This is a genomic window from Fusibacter ferrireducens (assembly GCF_015352425.1).
Classification (GTDB): Bacteria; Bacillota; Clostridia; order Peptostreptococcales; family Acidaminobacteraceae; genus Fusibacter_A; species Fusibacter_A ferrireducens.
On record NZ_JADKNH010000001.1, the window covers coordinates 67,115 to 86,196 of the forward strand.

Genomic DNA, 19,082 nt, shown 5'->3' on the forward strand with positions numbered 1-19,082 from the left:
GCCGAAAGCTGTGCTGAGGAATGTTCACCCTCAAACAGCGTCAGCGAAAATCGTTTTGAGTTATCGGAGATGACACAAATGTTGTTGTATGCAAGATTTGAGCCGAAAGCTGTGCTGAGGAATGTTCACCCTCAAACAGCGTCAGCGAAAATCGTTTTGAGTTATCGGAGATGACACAAATGTTGTTGTATGCAAGATTTGAGCCGAAAGCTGTGCTGAGGAGTGTCCACCCTCAAACAGCGTCAGCGAAAATCGTTTTGAGGCATCGGAGATGACACAAATGTTGTTGTATGCAAGATTTGAGCCGAAAGCTGTGCTGAGGAATGTTCACCCTCAAATAGCGTCAGCGAAAATCGTTTTGAGTTATCGGAGATGACACAAATGTTGTTGATAAAATTGATGAAATCGTCAAAAAACTATTGACAGGGGGACAAATAATCTTTATAATCATCCTTAACTTAATAGCTCTATCAAGAGTGGTGGAGGGACAGGCCCTTTGAAGCCCGGCAACCAGATTAAGACTGGTGCTAATTCCTGCAACTTTGACTTCATTTGTCAGGGTTGAAAGATAGTTGAGCGTTTATAAACCGCCTCTACCCAAGATGCGGTTTTTTTAACCTCACATGAACAGATTAAAAGCTCACCATTTGAGCAATTGATCGAGTTTGCGTGGGGGTTTTGTTTTTTCATAAGGAGGAATTAATGCCAATAAAAATTTTAGACAACTTACCAGCAATAGAAATACTGTCAGAAGAGAACATCTTTTTAATGCGTGAAACACGTGCTGCTGAGCAAGATATTCGGCCGCTTAAAATATTAATATTGAATCTGATGCCCCTTAAAATCGACACGGAAACGCAACTGTTGAGAGTGCTCAGTAACACACCATTGCAACTGGATGTGACGCTGATGCATCCAGCAACGCATACGGCAACTCATATTGACTTGAAACATCTGGATACTTTTTATAAGACTTTTGATGAGATCAAAGAAGAGAAGTTTGACGGCATGATCATTACAGGTGCACCGATAGAACATCTGGAGTTTGAAGAGGTCACTTACTGGGAGGAGCTTAAAACGATAATGGACTGGAGTGTACATCATGTCTTTTCGACGCTTCATATTTGCTGGGGGGCGCAAGCAGGTCTTTATCATCACTATGGCATTTCAAAATATTCTATGGATCAAAAATGTTTTGGCGTCTTCAAACATAGAACTCAGGTAGATCATCTGCCTCTGTTCAGAGGATTCGACGATGAATTCAATGTGCCGCATTCAAGACATACGACGATAAAGCAAGCAGACATTGAAAAAGTACAAGCCTTAAAAGTGGTGGCAACTTCTGAAGAAGCAGGAGTCTACGCAGTTATGACGAGAAATGGCAGACAAATTTTTATTTCAGGTCATTCGGAATACGATTCGGACACTTTGAAAAAAGAATATGATCGAGATGTCTTAGCGGGTAAACCCATTGAAGTGCCACAAAATTATTTTCCAAATGATGATCCATCTCAGTCGCCCCTTGTAACGTGGCGTTCCCATGCAAATCTCATGTTTGCCAATTGGCTCAATTATTACGTTTATCAAGAAACACCATTTGATCTTAAAAAAATTGACTGATTGCGGTCAAAATATTAAATATTCCCTATAAGAAAGAGAGGCTTATTCTATGGCAGAGAAAAAATATCAATTCGAAACACTTCAAGTTCATGCAGGTCAAACGCCAGATCCTGCAACGGGTTCAAGAGCGGTTCCAATTTATCAAACTTCTTCATATGTATTTGAGAACACGCAACATGCGGCAGATTTATTTGCACTGAAAACCAGTGGCAATATTTATACTCGGATTATGAATCCAACGACCGACGTGTTGGAACAGCGCATCGCGGCGCTAGAAGGCGGTGTAGGTGCCTTGGCTGTATCTTCTGGTTCGGCGGCGGTGACATATGCCATTCTCAATATTTTGGGTGTGGGGGATGAAATCGTCTCAGCAAGTACGCTTTATGGTGGCACCTACAATCTCTTTGCATCCACTTTGCCAAGATACGGCATCACCACCAAGTTTGTCAATCCTGATGATCCTGAAAACTTTAGAAGTGCTATTACAGAGCAAACAAAGGCACTTTATGTTGAGACCATTGGCAACCCTGGAATCAATCTGGTGGATCTAGAGGACATTTCAAAAATTGCACATGAAAATGGTATCCCGTTAATTGTGGACAACACTTTTGGAACGCCTTACTTGATTAAGCCCTTTGAACATGGCGCAGATATCATCGTTCATTCGGCAACCAAGTTTATTGGTGGGCATGGCACTTCTATTGGCGGCGTAATTGTGGACTCTGGAAACTTCGATTGGAGTGGCAGTGGCAAATTTGCATGTCTTACAGAGCCCGATCCATCCTATCATGACATTTGTTATGCTAAGGATATTGGCGCGGCGGCCTATATCACGAAAGCGCGTGTGCAACTTTTAAGAGACACCGGCGCTTGCATCAGTCCATTTAATGCCTTTTTACTATTACAAGGACTTGAAACACTCTCTTTGAGAGTTGAGCGACATGTGGAAAACACAAGAAAAATCATCGCTTTTCTAAAGGATCATCCTTCTGTTACTTGGATTAACTATCCTGAGCTTGAAGACAGTAAATATCATGAGCTCTATAAAAAATACTACAAACGTGGTGTGGGTTCTATTTTCACCTTTGGCGTAAAGGGCGGCGTCGAAGCCGGCAAGAAATTTATAGAAGCGCTTGAGATCTTCTCGCTTCTGGCAAATGTGGCAGATGCAAAATCTTTAGTGATTCATCCAGCGAGTACGACACATGCTCAATTGAGTGAAGAGGCGCAAAAATCAGCAGGTGTTGCACCAGAACTCATTCGTGTCTCTGTGGGGATAGAAAGTGCAGAAGATCTCATAGCGGACTTAAAGCAAGCACTGGACCAAATTTAGAAGGCATTGCCTTAAAAGAATTAAATATAGATACAAAACGCAGAAGTCAGACCATCTGATGGTACTTCTGCGTTTTTTAGCGTGAAAAACTGAGCTTAAGCGTATGGCCTGTGAGTCGTCGTTTTATATGGGGGAGCTTAAAGGCATTGTTAATAATAATTTAATAGAATTAAATTCCAATATTAATGGAAACGATGAGGTCATATTGTTATAATAAAATGGCCTATAAGTATTTAGTTTAAATCATTTGGGCGCATAAGCATGAAGTGTTTTTATTGAGAGTTGAAGGCGGACAAATCTTTGATATTCTGCCCCATTATAGGAGGACTTAAACATGAGACAGAAAAAGATACTTTTATTAGTAATGAGCATTTTATTGGTATTGGTTTTAACGGGTTGTAATTCAGATAATCCAGAAAACAAGATTGGTCTCAATCCCGATCAACAATTGACGGCAAATAATTCGGACCAAGAGGACAATGATTCAGAGAATAATGTTGAAAAGGATACAACAGAACCCGCTGGTGAGCATGAAAGTGGCTTTTTTGGTAAGATCTATAGTATTGCACTTGATGCAATAATGCCTGTTGAGGATAGTTTAAATGAAAATATGACATACATCGCCGTTGATACGAATACTTTGGACGATGCCACGGATGAAGATATTGCCAATATTATAAACGATTTAACGAAATATAATGTTGAAGTCATAGAGGCATCATTTGATACTCTAAAGTCGGAGGATATGGTCAAAGACGGGGCGTCTTTAGATGGGGTTTTACTTAAAATCTCGAGTGTTAAAATCATCTCAGAAGATAAAATTGAAATTATTGGTTCAAAATATAGGTCTGGCACAGCTGCTATTGGTGTAAAATGTGTACTCATAAATGCTGCTGGCGAATGGATCATAGGCAGCTCAGAGATCATTTGGGTGAGTTAAAGGTAATCAAGATGGCAACTAAATCCCCATGCAAATTTAAATTTATTTTGCACGGGGATCATACGTGAGGATTATAGATCAAAAAAAATTGGGAGTGTATATGTTTTTTATCATTGGGATCAGTCAAAAACAGAAAAAAATTGAATTCAATCAAATGAGTGTCTGTCCGTGTTGTGGGCACTACGGGCGAGTGGAAATCATGATGATGTACAGCTACTTGATGTTTTTCTTCATCCCTGTTTTCAAGTGGCACAGAAGGTACTATGCTGTGATGCAATGTTGCGGTTCCAGTGTGGAGATCGATTACGAGATGGGCAGAGCAATTGAAAGTGGCTCTGAGATAGAGCTGGATTTGGATGCGTTAATGGTGCAATGTCATCATAAAACGATTAAGAGATGTTCAAATTGTGGTTTTAGTACAGAGGAAGATTTTGAATATTGTCCCAAATGTGGCACGCAATTATAGGCATCATAAAAAAGAATCGAGGTGGAGATGGTATTTTGGACACAGTTTGTACAAAAAATTAGATTATAATGAATGAGAAATCAATGACCATTGTACTAAAATGACCAATATCGGCACTTAAAATGTTTTCAACCTAAAGAGACTTTATTAAAATGGCGTTTTTAAATTTAACATGATTTGCATTGAAGCTTGACAATCTTTGTGTTATTTTAGTAGAGAATGGGATGAAAAAAACGAACAGGGACAAAAATAAACCCGTTTAAAAAATATCAATATAGATATGTTAGGAGATTGTTAAAATGTCATATAAATTAATTGCATTAGATATGGATGGCACGCTATTTAATGATAAAAAAGAGGTTTCTCTTCGGAATAGGCAAGCCATAAAAGAAGCAAGAGCAAGTGGTAAAACAGTTGTCATAGCCACAGGAAGGCCTTTAATAGGTATCCAAGGCATTCTTGAAGAACTTGAACTCAACACGGAGGCTGACTATGTGGTTTCTTTTAACGGTGCTCTAGTTCAAAATGTGAAGACCGGCGAAGTTATTTTTCAAAGTACATTAGAGCATGAAGATTATAGGTCGCTTTATGAGTTGAGTCAAACCTACGGGGTTCATATTCACGCACTGACAAGAGAATATGTGACAACACCAAAATTGAATCCTTACACAAAGGTTGAAGCAGACGCAAATGTCATAAGAACCATTCAATGCGATGTCGATAAATTACCAGAGAGTGAAACGATTATCAAAGTGATGTTTGTGGATGATAGCGAAAAACTTGATGCGATAGAGCAGATGATACCCCCAGAGATCAGAGCAAAATATACTGTGGTGAGAAGTTCTGATATTTTCTTGGAATTTTTACCGCCCACAGTGAATAAAGGTGTTGGTGTAAGTGCTATTGCAAAGGTTAAAGACATATTAGCGCATGAAGTGATCTGTGTAGGTGATGCAGGCAATGACATTGCTATGCTAGAATATGCAGGACTTGGCGTTGCCATGGGCAATGCATTTGATGAAGTTAAAAAGATTGCAAACCATGTAACGGATACAAATGAAGAAGATGGTGTTGCAAAAGTAATTGAGCAATTTATGCTTAAGAAAATGATCTAAATGATTGTGGCCATAAATATGAAAATGGGCACAACTATAATGACACGGGTATTTATGACCTGTGTTTTTTGGTATGAGTCAATACATGCTGGCAAACTAAAGGAAGTATATAAGAGAGGTTATAAAACTTATGGAGACAAAAGATGAACTTAAATACATATTGACCCCATACAAAAATACCATTTACTATGCAATAGAAATCTATTCCTATTTTATACTTTATATTTTGTTGTTCTTTTTTAGAGGTAATTTCTATTCGACATGGTTTACGGTGAGCTTATGGTTTGTCATTACGTTGATCATACTAAAGCAGATGAATATTTACAACATAATCATCGATAGACAAGGACTAACGTTAAGAAGAGTATTAGGCAAGGACTTTAAGATCGCATATGGCGACATTCAGAAAATTGGGCTAGAGAGCCAAGGGGATTCTAGGCTGAGAACCATAACACTCTATTTGTACTCTTACGATAGAATTTATGAGCATAAAGTTTCAAGATATGATATAGAGGCATTAATTGAAATTTTGAATACGAAGTGTGCAGAATACGCTATTGAGATAGATACCAAGGATTTAGAACCCATAAGAAAATCATGGATTTGGAGTAAAATGAAAACCTTTTGGATGAATCGAAGAATGAAAAAACGATAGGCAGCATAAGTACACGACCCATCGTTTTAAGATTTACATAGATGTCTCGAGTTTTGTTGTGCGCTGTGCACGCAGTCCGAAGACAAGTGATAATGTCAATGCAGGCAGTAGCCAGGCAAATCCCACATTTGCAAGCGGCAAATAGTTGATCAGCGTATAAATCGGTTCGAAAATTGCATTGAGAGCCCTGAAGTTAAGGGCTTTAACTGCATCTACAGCGCCAATTAGTCCTGCACCTAAGGCCGCTCCTTTGTATGCAGCGTCATGTGGTAAATAGCGATCCAATAGATTGAACAGTATTAAGACCATGGCGATTGGATAGACAAAGACTAAAAGGGGTACTGCAATTTCTACAATGGTTTCAACGCCCACAACACTCATAACTGCGCTAAAGGCACAGACGAAAACAACGGTTGCTTTATAGGGGATTTTACCCTTTGAAATCTTTTCAAAAAAATTGCCAACAATAGCTGTTAACCCAATAGAGGTGGTTAAACAAGCCGCCGAAACTGCAACTGAAATCACCAGAAGACCGTTTGCGCCTAATACAGACTCTGTAATTTTCAGTATAAGCGCTGTTTTGCTGATGTCTGGGGAAACGTTGCTACCGATAGATGCTCCTAAATACATGAGGCCGCCATAGATTAGCGTAAGAAGCGTTCCTGACATAAGGCCTGCAATCGTCGTCATTTTAATTTGTTTTTTTCGGTCAGTATAACCCTTTTCGATTAATGCAACTAATATAATGCCGCCCATTACAATTGAGCCAAGGGCATCCATAGTCTGATAACCTTCTAAAAAGCCGAATGAAAAAGCATTGTTGAGTTTAGTAGTGACTGGAATGCCAATAGGATGTAGAAGACCTGTTCCGATAATTGCGCCAATGACGAGCAACAGTATTGGCGTCAATATTTTGCCGATTTTGTCTATGATGCCTGAGGGCTTAATCACAAAGAAAAGTGTAATTGAGAAATAGATTATAGACACTAAAAGTGGATTAAAAGTGCCAAGGGGCGCCACGCCAATTTCATAAACGGTGGCACCTGTTCTTGGAATGGCTAGAAGGGGCCCAATTGCCAGTATGAGAATTGTACTGAATACGAGTGAAAATTTAGGGCCTACTTTTGAGGCCAAATCACTGATGGTGCCACCCGATAGTGAGACTGAAAGCACACCGAGGACAGGTAGACTTATGCCGGTTATAAAAAAACCGATTAAGCTGAAAAACCATTGATCTCCACTGAATAAACCAATTGCAGGCGGAAAAATTAAATTGCCTGCACCAAAAAACATTGCAAAAAGTGCTGCGCCAACGACAATAGAATCCTTAATTTCTCGTTTCATAAAATACCTCCATCTTATTATGTATTACTTTTAGTGCAAATCGTGTGCCAAAGATTGTGACATAGGGCAAAAAGAGCCTTTGCTGAGAACCTATTTATGTGGATGCAGGACAAATAGAAGCGATTATTGGGGCAGAAAGCGATGGCAATTAGACAACTGTCGGTGCAAAACAACAACTGAGAACAATGTCAAAAAAAGTCTAAACTGCAATGTGTATAGATGTTTTCTTCACTCAGATATACTTTGTATTGTGATTTGAAATTACAATTGTGTTAAAATGTAGATCAGGAGCATTTCTCATGCGAGATTCAATAGAGCATTCATGAAATGAAAGGCGTTTATAACTGTCATAATGTGGTTATAATTGAGAAAAGCGCGAAATTAAATACGCACCTTGCAGAAAAAAATTTCGCAGGGAAGCTAAAGGTGGTGTAGCGGATGATTATCAGCATAAGCAGAAGAACGGATATTCCTGCATTTCATACAGCGTGGCTGATCCATAAAATAAAAGTGGGGCATGTCTACGTGAGAAATCCAATGAATCCACATCAAGTTTCAAAGGTTTCACTTAAACCTAAAGATGTGGCCTGTATAGTATTTTGGACTAAAAATCCGTTGCCCTTATTGAATCAATTGGAAGCATTGCGTGAGTACAAATACTACTTTCAATTCACATTAAATGCTTACGGTAAACCGATTGAAAAAAATCTTCCAGATGCCAAGAGTCTCATAGAAGCTTTTAAGCAATTGTCAAATCGAATTGGTAAAAATAAAGTCATTTGGCGATATGATCCTATTTTACTGAGTCAAGAGATGGATTTGGAATACCATGTCAGACACTTTAGAATGTTGGCAAATGAGCTCAAGGACTATACTGAACGATGCATCATCAGTTTTATAGACGTCTATCCCAAAATCAGAAAACGATTAAATCAGAATGGCATAAGAGGATTGACAGAGAGCGAAATAAGATATATTGCAGAACGTTTTTCAAATATTTGCAGGGATTTTGGCATAGAACTTCAAACCTGTTCTGAAGCGATAGATCTGAATGCCTATAATATAAAGCATGGCAAGTGTATAGATGACCAATTGATTTGCAGGCTCTTTGGGTATAGTGGTGAAATTGCAAAAGATAAAAATCAAAGAGTCGCTTGTGGATGTGTGAAAAGTGTAGATATTGGCGCCTATAATACGTGTTATCACGATTGTGTTTATTGTTATGCGTGTTTTGGGAACACGTCTAGACCCAAATCAGTTGATATTGAGAGTTTACTCTTAAATGATACAATCGGTGAGGGCGATAAAATTTATGAGAGAAAAGTTGAAAAACTATTTACAGATCAGTTGAGCTTCTTTTGATGAAGAGTTCATAAGGAAGGGTCAAATGGTATAATTGTAAAATAGAACTATTGAAAAACAGAACCATAGAAAAATAAGGTGGTCCAATAGATCGCGTAAATAGAAAAAAGACGCAATAAAAAGGCCGAGGTAATAAAAAAGTTGATTGGAGATATATGATGATCTCAAATCAACTTTTTATATTTAAATGATTCTAAATGCATTTTTAGAAGATATATTTATTCTGGATCGGTTGTAGTAAGCGCAATACCAACTTGGTCTGCTTTTGTAAAACCAGATCGGAATGGCGCGAAGTACTCTCCAAGCAGTCCGAATGCGAGAGATAGGGTAAGTGCTGGTAAAAGCCATGCGAAACCATATTTCGAAAGTGGTAAGTATTCTACAATCTTATAGACAGGTTCGAAAACCGTGTTGATAAAATCTAGATTTAAGGCCTTGAAAGCATCGATAATGCCAATTGAGCCAGCACCTAAAACTGCACCTTTGTACATGGCTTTATAAGGCAGAAGAGGGTCTATGAGGTTAAAAACGATCAACACAATGGCCACAGGATAGACGATGACTAAAAGCGGCACTGCAATTTCCACGATTTTGTCGACACCAATGGCACTCATTACAGTACTAAAGAGGCAGACGAAAATAACCGTTGCTTTATAAGGGATTTTACCCCCAGAAACATGTGCGAAGAAATCTCCTGCTATTGCGGTTAAACCAATCGAGGTGGTGAGGCAAGCTGCTGAGACCGCAACAGAAATCACAAGGAGACTATTCGGTCCTAGTGCCGCTTGTGTAATTTTTAAAATAAGTGCCGTTCTGCTGATCTCTGGTGTAACGCTGGTGCCCATCGTTGCACCTAAAAACATAAGTCCGCCGTAAATCATTAATAGGATTGCGCCTGACATCACGCCTGCAATGGTTGTCATTTTAAACTGTATTTTAGAATCTGTGTAACCTTTTTCTATTAATGAAGCAAGAATAATGCCGCCTACAACAATGGCCACAAGGGTATCCATGGTTTGATAACCTTGCAAGAAGCCATAAGAAAAGGCATTTTTGAGTTTGGATGCAACTGCAGGGGCAATGGGATGGAGACTGCCTGCTGTGATGATGGTGCCAATAACAATGAGCAGAATGGGTGTCAGTATCTTCCCAATTTTATCGATAACGCCAGAGGGTTTGATTACGAAGAAGAGTGTCACTGAAAAATAGATAATAGATACCCAAATTGGATTAATTGAACTAAGTGGTGCTACCCCAATTTCATACACCGTTGCACCTGTCCTTGGGATAGCAAGTAAAGGGCCAATGGCCAATACAACTATGGAACCAAAAATAAGTGAAAATTTAGGGCCCACTTTTGAAGCGAGTTCGCTGATCGTACCACCTGCTTTAGAAACTGCTAAGACACCGAGAACAGGTAAGCAGATCCCAGTGATAAAAAAACCAAGTAAACTAAATAACCATTTATCGCCGCTGGTCAAACCGATGGCAGGTGGGAAAATTAAATTGCCTGCACCAAAAAACATTGCAAAAAGTGCTGCCCCAAGTACAATTGAATCTTTCGTTTGTCGCTTCATGAAATACCTCCCGAATATTATTGTCTTATAATAGAGCAAAACATATGCCAACTCAGGAAAAGAAAGGAAAGTTTTTTTTAGGACACATTATTATGGCAAATCGTGTTTTGGCAGAGGTGATTGTGATTGCCTAAAGCATGGCTTTATCAAGTGGGGGCGTGTTTATGTTACTAGGCGCATGGAATAAAAATACTTCATGAGAACTGAAAACGAAGCGGCAAATAAATCTTATGCAAAAAAAAGCGCGAAATTAAATTCGCGCAGATTGGAAAAAATATTCGCAGGATTACCTTTTCTCGATATCATACATTTTGATTTTATTTTGAAGCTGTCTTCTTGTGATTTTAAGCACATCAGCGGTTTTGGTGACGTTAAATTGATTTTTTTCAAGAAGAGAGGTGATATAGCGTTTTTCAAGCGCATTTCTGAAATCTTTAAGGGGCTGATCATCCACATTGTTCGTGAGTATGTCATTTTTTAGAAAGAGATGTTCAGCAGTGATGATTTCCTCATCACTGAACACCACAAGTCTTTCCATAATATTTTTCAGTTCTCTGACATTGCCCTTGAAATCATATGCGAGAAGATGTTCCCAAACTTCATCCGTGATGGTATGCACAGGTTTGTGCATTTGATCAGATGCAATTTTGACAAAGTGTTCTGCAAGGGGACGGATATCTTCTTTGCGCTGTCTAAGTGGGGGGATGGCAATTTCAACCGTATTGATTCTATAGTAAAAATCTTCTCTAAAATGCCCTCTTGCCACCATATCTTTAAGTGGCCGATTGGTTGCTGTGATCAATCTAAAATCAACAGGGATATTTGTATTGCTGCCAAGTCTTTCAATAGATCGGGTTTCGATGACTCTCAATAGTTTAACTTGGATAGAAAGTGGTAAATCGGCGATTTCATCCAAGAAGAGTGTGCCGCCATCAGCCGCTTCAAATCGACCAATGCGTTCTTCTGTGGCACCTGTATAAGCGCCCTTTTTATGACCAAAGAGTTCTGATTCCAACACGCTTTCTGAAAGCGCTTGGCAATTGACGGCGACAAATGGTTTGTCGGAACGCTCGCTTTCATCGTGAATGAGATTTGCAAAGACTTCTTTGCCAGCTCCAGATTCACCGATAAGTAAAATGTTGACTGGTGTTTTAGCTGCTTTGATGGCCATGTTAATGGCATTTTGATAGTCTTTGTTCAGCGTTTTAATCATGGGGCTGTTTGCTGAAGTGATTGAATTATTGGCTTTTAAAATCGTTTTGATGTCATCGATCAATGACTCTATAGGATTGCCCTTGACATAATATGAAGCGGCACCTATTTTCATAGCTTTAACCGCATTTTCCACAGTGGCGTAGGCGGTCATTAAAATGACTTTCGTACCGTAGTGGTTGTCTTTAATAGTTTTGAGCAATGTGATGCCATCCATTTTGCCAAGCATGAGATCTGTGAGAACGAGGTCATATAAATTTTTGGAAAGCTGTACCAGTGCTTCTTCCGCAGAATAGGAAACCGTGACGCTGTAACCTTCCAATTCTAATATTTCTTTTAAACCCAGTGCGAAATCTTTTTCATCTTCAACAATAAGAATGGGATTATTCATGAGAAAGCTCCTTTTGTTCAGTATTTAGAGTCAATTTAAAACAAGTGCCGGCGTTGCTGGTCTCGTCCACCGTAATGTGGCCACCGATTTTTTTGGCTTCATTATAGGCGATATAAAGCCCTAGTCCAGTGCCTTTGCCCTGCGGTTTTGTGGTGAAAAATGGATCGAAAATGGTATCGAGATGTTCTGGTGCAATTCCTGAGCCAGTATCTTTAATCGTAATGATCAGGAAAGGTGACTTTTCTTCGGCAGATAGAGTGAGTTTGCCGCCACGGGGACAGTCTGCCATGGCATCCTTTGCATTATCAATCAAATTGATGAGTATGTGTTTCAATGGCTCAGGATAAAGTGATTTTTCGAGTTCATCTGGAATCTCCACAGAGACCTCTATACCTTGATCCTTAAATCCTTTTTCATTAAGTTTTAAAAGATTTGAAACAAATGCTTTGACATTCAAAGTCATCTGTTCATAATCCGATATCCTTGAAAAATTTAATAGATTATCTATGATTTTATTAGCTCGAGTAGTTGCATTATCAATCGTTTCAATCGAATTTAATGCTCTTTCGTCGGTAGACATTTTTTTTAGCAAATAGGCTGAATTTCGAATAATGCCAAGCGGTGTTCTGATTTCATGGGCAATACCGGCAGAAAGTTGGCCTATGGCAGCCATCTTGCTGGACTGTCGCAATTGTCGTTCGCTGAGCTTTAGTTCTGTAACGTCTTCGAACATGAGGAGTATACTGTTGGCGTGTTTGAAATCTGGCTCAATAGGATAAGCTTGTACAGTGAACAAGCGGTTTTGAAACTGAATTTCAAGACGCTTGATCTTATGTGTTTCCAAACAAGTTTTAACAGGACAATCCGTGCAATTGATCCCCAAAAGGCCCTCAATTTCATGACAATGTTTACCAATGACCGCTTGGCGTTCAGCCCCAATGAACTGACAGAAAGTGTTATTGGTTTCCACCACACAACAGTTTTCATCCACAAGAAGCAAAAGATGATTTGTAAGACCGTTGAAGGTAGTTTCCAAAATGTTATTGGATTGCCTTAGTGCAGAAGTTTGTCGAGATACCTCTTTTTTCAGTTCAACATTCCATAGATAAAAGAAGATGCTGATCAATAGGATGATCAATAGAGCGTATTGTATCAGTTTCGTAATCGATTGTGAGCCGACATCCTTAGTGACAAGTGGTGACCATTTTTTACTGATGAGGCTCATGGTTTGCTTGCGTTCTAGTCTCTTGATCCCCTTGTTGAGAATACTCAATAACAATGTATTGCCTTTGGGCACACCGAAAACAGCTTCGCGCTCGTATAGGGAAGCGTCTAGCATTTCAAAACGATCTGCAAGACTTTCGTTTACAATATGATAATGCAGTACGGATTCTTCACCTAGGACGGCATCTACTTTACCAAGTGTGAGTGCTTCCACAGCTTGGTTTAAGTCATTGTATTCAAGAATGGCAACATTTTTATAAGTGATTTGTACATGTTCTATAACGTAATCATCTTTGATCGCTGCAATTGTGGTGCCCTCCAAATCATCTGGAGAGTGGATTTTATCGTCTGATCTGTTGACGAGTATGGCACCGCTTTGGTGATAGATGGGCACCGTAAAATCATAAAATTCAGATCGCGCTTTTGAAGGATGCATATCACAAAAATCTATGGTACCTTCTTTAACGGCATTTAATGCTTCGTGCCAGAGCATGGGATGCGTTTTTATATTGACGCCAATTTCTAAAGAAAGTGCATTGAGATAATCGATGACGACGCCTTCATATTGCCCGGTGGTTTCATTGACACTTTTTAATGGTGGCGCATTATAATCTGCACCATAGTTGAGAACACCCTTTTCCCTTAAATAGCTCAATTCAGCATCTGTGAGCTTTTGACTGTCAAAATAATAGCTGTAGACACTGACACCGTATTCAACTGTATAATAACTATTGACAAGCAAAAATGCAATGATGCCTGCAAGCAAAATCATAATAAATTTCTTTGTCATATGGACTCCTTGTATAAATACCATGCCTATCATATCAAAAAAATGACTTTATGCATACTTGAAAAATAGAATTATTCTATACGATGAGAGTGAATTATAGTATGATAACATATGTAAGTAAGCACATAAAGAGGAAAAAAATGTAGTAAATAAGAGAAACTATGTGACAAATAATGAATTCTAAAAATAGGAAATGTAAAAGCAGGAGGTTCACGAATGAATTCAAAAGTTTTTAATCAAATTCCATTATATCGATTTTTAAAGTTTTGTGAGGACGCTGAGTCCGCGTCCAAAAATAAAACGATTTTAGATTGCGGGGCAGGTGGTAATAGACCGCCACTTAGTTTGTTTCATGATTATGGCTATACAACCACAGGGGTGGAACTTTCAATAGAGCAAGTTGAAATGGCGAATGCATATGGACGTGAAAATCATCAAAATTTAAATATTCTAGAAGGGGATATGACCCAATTGAAATTTGAAGATGCATCATTTGATTTTGTTTACTCCTATAATTCTATTTTCCATATGAAAAAAGTTGAGATAGAGAAGAGCATAAAGGAAATGAAACGTGTTTTAAAACCGGGTGGATTGATGTTTGTCAATTTTCTATCTGTGGATGATTTCAGATGTGGAGAAGGGCCGCACTTGGGGGAGAATCAATATGAACAGACGGATGATGAACCAGTCATTCACTCTTATTTTGATTACGATGAGGCAGAAAAGTACTTTAAAGATATGACATTTGTTTTAAAAGAAAGACGCATTATTGAGAGAATCTTTGAAGGAGCACGTATTAAGCAAGGTTTTATAGATTATATTTTGAGAAAATAGGTTCCAAAATACTGAAGTATGGCAAGGATGTAAGATGTTAAGCAAATTAGGATGTGTGAGAATTCAAGTAAACAAGACGCACTTTTTTAGAGTAATGATGAGTGCAATAGCGGTTTCTGTGGCGGCAACTTTCAATTTATCCCTGTTCACAGAGGGGTTTATTATCAGTTTAGCAGTGGTGATATTGCCTTTTTTGCTCTATTTAAATATAGATATTAACGCATTGCTTATTTGTATATCGGTGGCGATTATATCACCACTGATGCGTTGGACAATGCTTTTAAGTCAATATACAGTGGGTCATGCATTTCACATAGTACTTCCAGAAGTGTTTTTTTATGTGATCTACGGCATCGTATTTTATTATGCTTATCAGAAGAATCAAGATAAAACCTTTAATCGTTTTCTTGTGGCTTCACTGCTTTGTGATTTGATATCGAATCTTGTTGAAATGCTCATAAGAGTTGGTTTTACAGCAATTACTTATAAGGAATTCAGTATTTTAGTTTTAGTCGCTTTCTTGCGAGTGTTCGTATTATCTGTGTTGATTATATCGATAAAACACTATCAAGCCTTTTTAAATGAGCAAAGTCATGAAATGCGATACAGAAATCTGCTGGCCATGGCTTCTACTTTTAAAAGCGAAATTTATTTTATGAAAAAAAATATGGATCGGATTGAAGCTGTAACGAAGTATACGTTTGATGCCTATAAATCGCTTAATGAAAAAGAGGGCGATCTCAAAACACAACAAATTCTGCTCGAAGTGGCAAAAGATATTCACGAGATAAAAAAAGATTATTTGAGAGTCATACAGGGAATCGAGCAAATTTATCCAGAACAATTGGAACTTGAGGAAATGCCTGTTAGTGAAGTTTTAAAAATTCTCGTTGCGAATACTAAAGAGCAATTGTTGAATGAAAATAGGAGTGTTGCAATCCAGCTTCACTTAAAAGATGATTTTTTAGTAAAATCCCATTTTTTATTGATGTCTGTGCTTGGAAATCTTATTCAGAATTCAATTGAAAGCATGGTACATCAATCTAATGGCTGTGTTCAAATCACATGCGAATTAAGTGCACATGACGCTTTATTCTCTGTTAAAGACAATGGAATGGGCATTCATTCTGAAGTTTTAAGTCACGTTTTTAATCCGGGCTATACGACAAAGTATAATGACAAAACAGGTGATATGAACCGTGGTGTTGGTCTTACTGTTGTAAAGAGTATTGTAGAAGATCAATTTAATGGGAGCATTTCTTTAAAATCTGAAATGAAGAAAGGCACTGAATTTTTAGTGCGTATGCCTAAAGCTATTTTGGAGGGGGCGCTTTGATGAGATTTTATATTGTAGATGATGATATCAATATTATTTTGATTTTGAAAAATATTATAGAGAAGCATAATCTAGGAGTCGTTATTGGATATGAAACGGACAGCATTAGTGCTGTTGAAGAGATTTTAGAGGATATACCGGATATTATTTTAGTGGACTATTTAATGCCCAAATTAGATGGTAATTCATTGATTAAAATGGTTTCTAAAAAATATCCAAAAGTGCGTTTTATTATGATCTCTCAAGTGAGTGATGCCAATCTCAAAGGGGAGGTTTACAATTCAGGTGTTGAATTTTTTATCCAAAAGCCCATTAATGTAATTGAAGTCAAAAGTGTTATTGAATCCGTCATTGAAATTATAGCATTAACAAAGAAGTTTGAAACTTTGAAGAGGTTAATTTCAGATGATTGTAGCAAGGACCCCGCATGTCAAGAAAACAATCCAAATGAGAAAAACGGTGATTTGGAAACTATAAAGAGAATTCTGAGTGATTTAGCAGTGTTGGGAGAGAAAGGTGCCGTGAATCTAATAGAAATTTGCGAGGGCAAACTCAATGCAAAAAATGGGTGTGAATTTTCAATAGGAGATTACAGTTTAGGCATTAATGAAAATGCGAAAATTGTTAAGCAAAGAGTGAGAAGGGCAATTTTAGTGGGATTGCGCAACTTAGCACACATTGGAATTGAAGATAACCTCAACGAATATTTCTTAAAATATGCCAACAAGCTGTATGATTATAGAAATATTTGGCTAGAAATGGAATGGATTAGAGGTCATCGGAAAACAGGTGGTCGCGTCAATGTTGATAAATTTATCGAGAATTTGATGTTATTGTCTAAATATTCAGAATAATTTGAAGCACAATGAAGCATTATGAAATCCTTGTTTATACTATATAAAGTAGTATAGACAAGGATTTTATTTTTTCTTTAATTCATAAATGGAGGTGATTAGAACGGTAAGTTGTAAAAATAGTAGTTTATAAAAAAGGAAATATAAAAAAGTTCATTTAGGGGGAAAATATGAATTGGTTAGAATTATCAAGTCAAGTGGCTGGTATGTTGTGGAGTAAACCTTTGGTTTTTCTTTGCTTAGGGGCAGGTATCTATTTTTCAATATTAACACGATTTCCTCAGATCAGATTAATTAAGGACATGACTAGACATTTGATTGGAGGCAAAAGTTCAGAGAGCGGGGTTTCACCTTTTCAAGGGTTTGCCATGGCGCTAGGGGGACGTGTTGGCACGGGGAATATCGCTGGTGTAGCAACGGCTATTTTTTATGGTGGACCGGGTGCGATATTCTGGATGTGGACGATTGCTTTTTTAGGTGCTGGGTCAGCCTATATAGAATCCGCTTTGGCACAAGTTTGGAAAGCGGAGATTGGTGGGGATTATCGCGGTGGACCGGCGTATTATATTGAAAAGGGACTTAAGAATAAGGCTTTTGCAGTTATTTTTGCACTGTCTGCCGTTCTTGCTTGTGGTTTTACAGGTCCTGGCGTTCAAGCCTTTAATATAGCGGATTCCGCTAAAAATGCGTTTGGAATAGCGCCACTGTACACTGGCCTATTTGTATCCATACTTTATGCCATTGTCATTTTTGGTGGTGTAAAGAGGATTGGCAGGTTTGCTGAAATAGCGGTTCCATTTATGGCGATAAGTTATATTTTAGTGGCTTTAGCAATAATTCTTATTAACTTTAGAATGATTCCAGAAATGTTTTGGCTGATTATCAGTTCAGCTTTTAATTTAAATGCCGTCTTCGGGGCAGTTTTTGGTATGGCAATTATGATGGGGGTAAAACGTGGTGTCTACTCCAATGAAGCGGGTCAGGGAACGGGTGCTCAGGCAGCTGGTGCAGCAGAAGTATCACATCCGGCTAAGCAAGGGCTTGTTCAAGCATTTTCAGTTTACATTGACACACTCTTTGTATGTAGTGCAACAGCCTTTATAATTTTATCAACTGGGGCTTATAATGTGGCAAATCCATCGGGTGGCTTTCTCATTGAGAACCTACCTGACGTGACTGTGGGGCCTACATTTACACAAGCCGCTATAGATAGCATTTTTCCTGGGTTTGGAGGACCATTTATAGCAGTTGCATTGTTCTTCTTTGCATTTACAACTTTGCTGGCATTTGCTTACTATGCAGATTCCAATATTGCTTACTTAGCTAAAAACAGTAAAAATCTTAAATGGATTGAAAACATCGTCAAATGGATGATCGTGGTTATGGCATTCTATGGCGCTGTGAGAACGTCGGACTTTGCTTGGAACTTAGCAGATATTGGGGTCGGGTTAATGGCATGGATCAATATCATCGCAATTTTATGTCTTACAAAACCAGGACTTGCAACGCTCAAAGATTATGAAGCACAAAAGAAGCTAGGCGTAGATCCTGTCTTTATACCAGAGAGAATTGGTATTGATAATGCTGAACTCTGGCACTCCATTGTGGAACGCAATTATAAAGAACAAGCCGTCATGCTTGAAAAAGAGACACAATATAAACAGATAAAGACCAATATAAACAGATAAAGACCAATATGAATAGATAAGTATACTTATGGAGCATGCTAATTCACAATAAGTAGGCAATAAAAAATCCACCTATGAAAAATTCAATAAGCGGAGCATTGGTTAATATGATGAATGATCATTAAAATTTTCAAAAAGAGCGAAAAATGGAGCGGGTGAAGGGAATCGAACCCTCGTAGCCAGCTTGGGAAGCTGGAGCTCTGCCATTGAGCTACACCCGCATATATCACAACACTTATTATACTAGAAAAAATAACATTTGAAAAGTCATTCATTCTATTTTATATTAAAAAAAGTACCGTCTAAAAGCGTTGAAGATGCAATTTTTAGACGGTACTCAG

At 38.2% G+C, this 19,082-nt stretch carries 15 protein-coding genes, 1 tRNA gene and 1 riboswitch; of the genes, 11 read left to right on the forward strand and 5 right to left on the reverse strand.

All coding sequences use genetic code 11. From position 1 onward, the window contains the following. Positions 1-464 precede the first annotated feature (464 nt). Positions 465-575, forward strand: a riboswitch (SAM riboswitch). A gap of 127 nt (positions 576-702) precedes the next feature. From metA to ISU02_RS00440, 6 genes are all read left to right on the forward strand, one after another. Then, positions 703-1,620 (forward strand): homoserine O-acetyltransferase MetA, encoded by a 918-nt coding sequence (gene metA / locus ISU02_RS00415; RefSeq protein WP_194699803.1) that lies wholly within the window; start codon positions 703-705, stop codon positions 1,618-1,620. A 49-nt stretch (positions 1,621-1,669) separates the two neighbouring features. Beyond that, a complete protein-coding gene (locus tag ISU02_RS00420) occupies positions 1,670-2,953 on the forward strand; it encodes an O-acetylhomoserine aminocarboxypropyltransferase/cysteine synthase family protein (protein ID WP_194699804.1) in 1,284 nt (427 codons plus the stop codon). A gap of 334 nt (positions 2,954-3,287) precedes the next feature. Then, the gene (locus ISU02_RS00425) at positions 3,288-3,893 is read left to right on the forward strand and encodes a hypothetical protein (RefSeq protein ID WP_194699805.1); all 606 of its coding nucleotides are present in this window, start codon (positions 3,288-3,290) and stop codon (positions 3,891-3,893) included. 100 nt (positions 3,894-3,993) lie between these two features. Next, entirely contained in the window at positions 3,994-4,359 is a 366-nt protein-coding gene (locus ISU02_RS00430) for a zinc ribbon domain-containing protein (RefSeq protein WP_194699806.1), read from the forward strand. Positions 4,360-4,658: 299 nt separating this feature from the next. After that, a complete protein-coding gene (yidA, locus tag ISU02_RS00435) occupies positions 4,659-5,474 on the forward strand; it encodes a sugar-phosphatase (RefSeq protein WP_194699807.1) in 816 nt (271 codons plus the stop codon). A 130-nt stretch (positions 5,475-5,604) separates the two neighbouring features. After that, positions 5,605-6,129, forward strand: a complete 525-nt coding sequence (locus tag ISU02_RS00440; protein ID WP_194699808.1) for a hypothetical protein — start codon at positions 5,605-5,607, stop codon at positions 6,127-6,129. Between the two features lie 33 nt (positions 6,130-6,162). On the opposite strand, the gene brnQ (ISU02_RS00445) is transcribed toward ISU02_RS00440, so the two are convergent. Next, positions 6,163-7,473 carry a branched-chain amino acid transport system II carrier protein gene (gene brnQ / locus ISU02_RS00445; protein ID WP_194699809.1) on the reverse strand — a complete coding sequence of 437 codons (1,311 nt, stop codon included), beginning with the start codon at positions 7,471-7,473 and terminating at the stop codon, positions 6,163-6,165. Positions 7,474-7,911: 438 nt separating this feature from the next. Between brnQ (ISU02_RS00445) and ISU02_RS00450 the strand changes: the two genes are divergently transcribed. Further along, complete coding sequence (locus ISU02_RS00450) at positions 7,912-8,835, forward strand: DUF1848 domain-containing protein (protein WP_194699810.1); 924 nt, start codon at positions 7,912-7,914, stop codon at positions 8,833-8,835. A 218-nt stretch (positions 8,836-9,053) separates the two neighbouring features. Here the strand turns inward: ISU02_RS00450 and brnQ (ISU02_RS00455) are convergent, their stop codons facing one another. From brnQ (ISU02_RS00455) to ISU02_RS00465, 3 genes are all read right to left on the reverse strand, one after another. Further along, positions 9,054-10,412, reverse strand: a complete 1,359-nt coding sequence (gene brnQ / locus ISU02_RS00455) for a branched-chain amino acid transport system II carrier protein (RefSeq protein ID WP_194699811.1) — start codon at positions 10,410-10,412, stop codon at positions 9,054-9,056. 286 nt (positions 10,413-10,698) lie between these two features. Beyond that, a complete protein-coding gene (locus ISU02_RS00460; RefSeq protein WP_194699812.1) occupies positions 10,699-12,015 on the reverse strand; it encodes a sigma-54-dependent transcriptional regulator in 1,317 nt (438 codons plus the stop codon). Next, positions 12,008-14,029, reverse strand: a complete 2,022-nt coding sequence (locus ISU02_RS00465) for a transporter substrate-binding domain-containing protein (protein WP_194699813.1) — start codon at positions 14,027-14,029, stop codon at positions 12,008-12,010. Before ISU02_RS00465 ends, ISU02_RS00460 begins: the two co-directional genes overlap by 8 nt. A 216-nt stretch (positions 14,030-14,245) precedes the next feature. On the opposite strand from ISU02_RS00465, the gene ISU02_RS00470 reads away from it, so the two are divergent. The 4 genes from ISU02_RS00470 (at position 14,246) to ISU02_RS00485 (ending at position 18,741) form a co-directional block, all read left to right on the forward strand. Next, positions 14,246-14,863: a class I SAM-dependent methyltransferase gene (locus ISU02_RS00470; protein ID WP_194699814.1), complete on the forward strand. Its 618-nt coding sequence runs from the start codon at positions 14,246-14,248 to the stop codon at positions 14,861-14,863. 34 nt (positions 14,864-14,897) lie between these two features. Further along, a complete protein-coding gene (locus tag ISU02_RS00475) occupies positions 14,898-16,199 on the forward strand; it encodes a sensor histidine kinase (protein WP_194699815.1) in 1,302 nt (433 codons plus the stop codon). Next, entirely contained in the window at positions 16,199-17,053 is an 855-nt protein-coding gene (locus ISU02_RS00480) for a DNA-binding domain-containing protein (protein ID WP_194699816.1), read from the forward strand. Before ISU02_RS00475 ends, ISU02_RS00480 begins: the two co-directional genes overlap by 1 nt. Before the next feature lie 170 nt (positions 17,054-17,223). Beyond that, entirely contained in the window at positions 17,224-18,741 is a 1,518-nt protein-coding gene (locus tag ISU02_RS00485) for an alanine/glycine:cation symporter family protein (RefSeq protein WP_194699817.1), read from the forward strand. 147 nt (positions 18,742-18,888) lie between these two features. Here ISU02_RS00485 and ISU02_RS00490 read toward each other — a convergent pair. Next, positions 18,889-18,962: transfer RNA gene (locus tag ISU02_RS00490), tRNA-Gly, on the reverse strand. Between the last annotated feature and the right edge of the window lie 120 nt (positions 18,963-19,082).

Coding starts and splice junctions, on each gene's coding strand:
- ISU02_RS00430 (WP_194699806.1), top strand. CDS start 3,994: ATGTTTTTTATCATTGGGATCAGTCAAAAACAGAAAAAAATTGAATTC.
- ISU02_RS00470 (WP_194699814.1), top strand. CDS start 14,246: ATGAATTCAAAAGTTTTTAATCAAATTCCATTATATCGATTTTTAAAG.
- ISU02_RS00420 (WP_194699804.1), top strand. CDS start 1,670: ATGGCAGAGAAAAAATATCAATTCGAAACACTTCAAGTTCATGCAGGT.
- ISU02_RS00460 (WP_194699812.1), bottom strand. CDS start 12,015: ATGAATAATCCCATTCTTATTGTTGAAGATGAAAAAGATTTCGCACTG.
- ISU02_RS00485 (WP_194699817.1), top strand. CDS start 17,224: ATGAATTGGTTAGAATTATCAAGTCAAGTGGCTGGTATGTTGTGGAGT.
- ISU02_RS00465 (WP_194699813.1), bottom strand. CDS start 14,029: ATGACAAAGAAATTTATTATGATTTTGCTTGCAGGCATCATTGCATTT.
- ISU02_RS00440 (WP_194699808.1), top strand. CDS start 5,605: ATGGAGACAAAAGATGAACTTAAATACATATTGACCCCATACAAAAAT.
- yidA (WP_194699807.1), top strand. CDS start 4,659: ATGTCATATAAATTAATTGCATTAGATATGGATGGCACGCTATTTAAT.
- ISU02_RS00475 (WP_194699815.1), top strand. CDS start 14,898: ATGTTAAGCAAATTAGGATGTGTGAGAATTCAAGTAAACAAGACGCAC.
- ISU02_RS00450 (WP_194699810.1), top strand. CDS start 7,912: ATGATTATCAGCATAAGCAGAAGAACGGATATTCCTGCATTTCATACA.
- ISU02_RS00480 (WP_194699816.1), top strand. CDS start 16,199: ATGAGATTTTATATTGTAGATGATGATATCAATATTATTTTGATTTTG.
- brnQ (WP_194699809.1), bottom strand. CDS start 7,473: ATGAAACGAGAAATTAAGGATTCTATTGTCGTTGGCGCAGCACTTTTT.
- brnQ (WP_194699811.1), bottom strand. CDS start 10,412: ATGAAGCGACAAACGAAAGATTCAATTGTACTTGGGGCAGCACTTTTT.
- ISU02_RS00425 (WP_194699805.1), top strand. CDS start 3,288: ATGAGACAGAAAAAGATACTTTTATTAGTAATGAGCATTTTATTGGTA.
- metA (WP_194699803.1), top strand. CDS start 703: ATGCCAATAAAAATTTTAGACAACTTACCAGCAATAGAAATACTGTCA.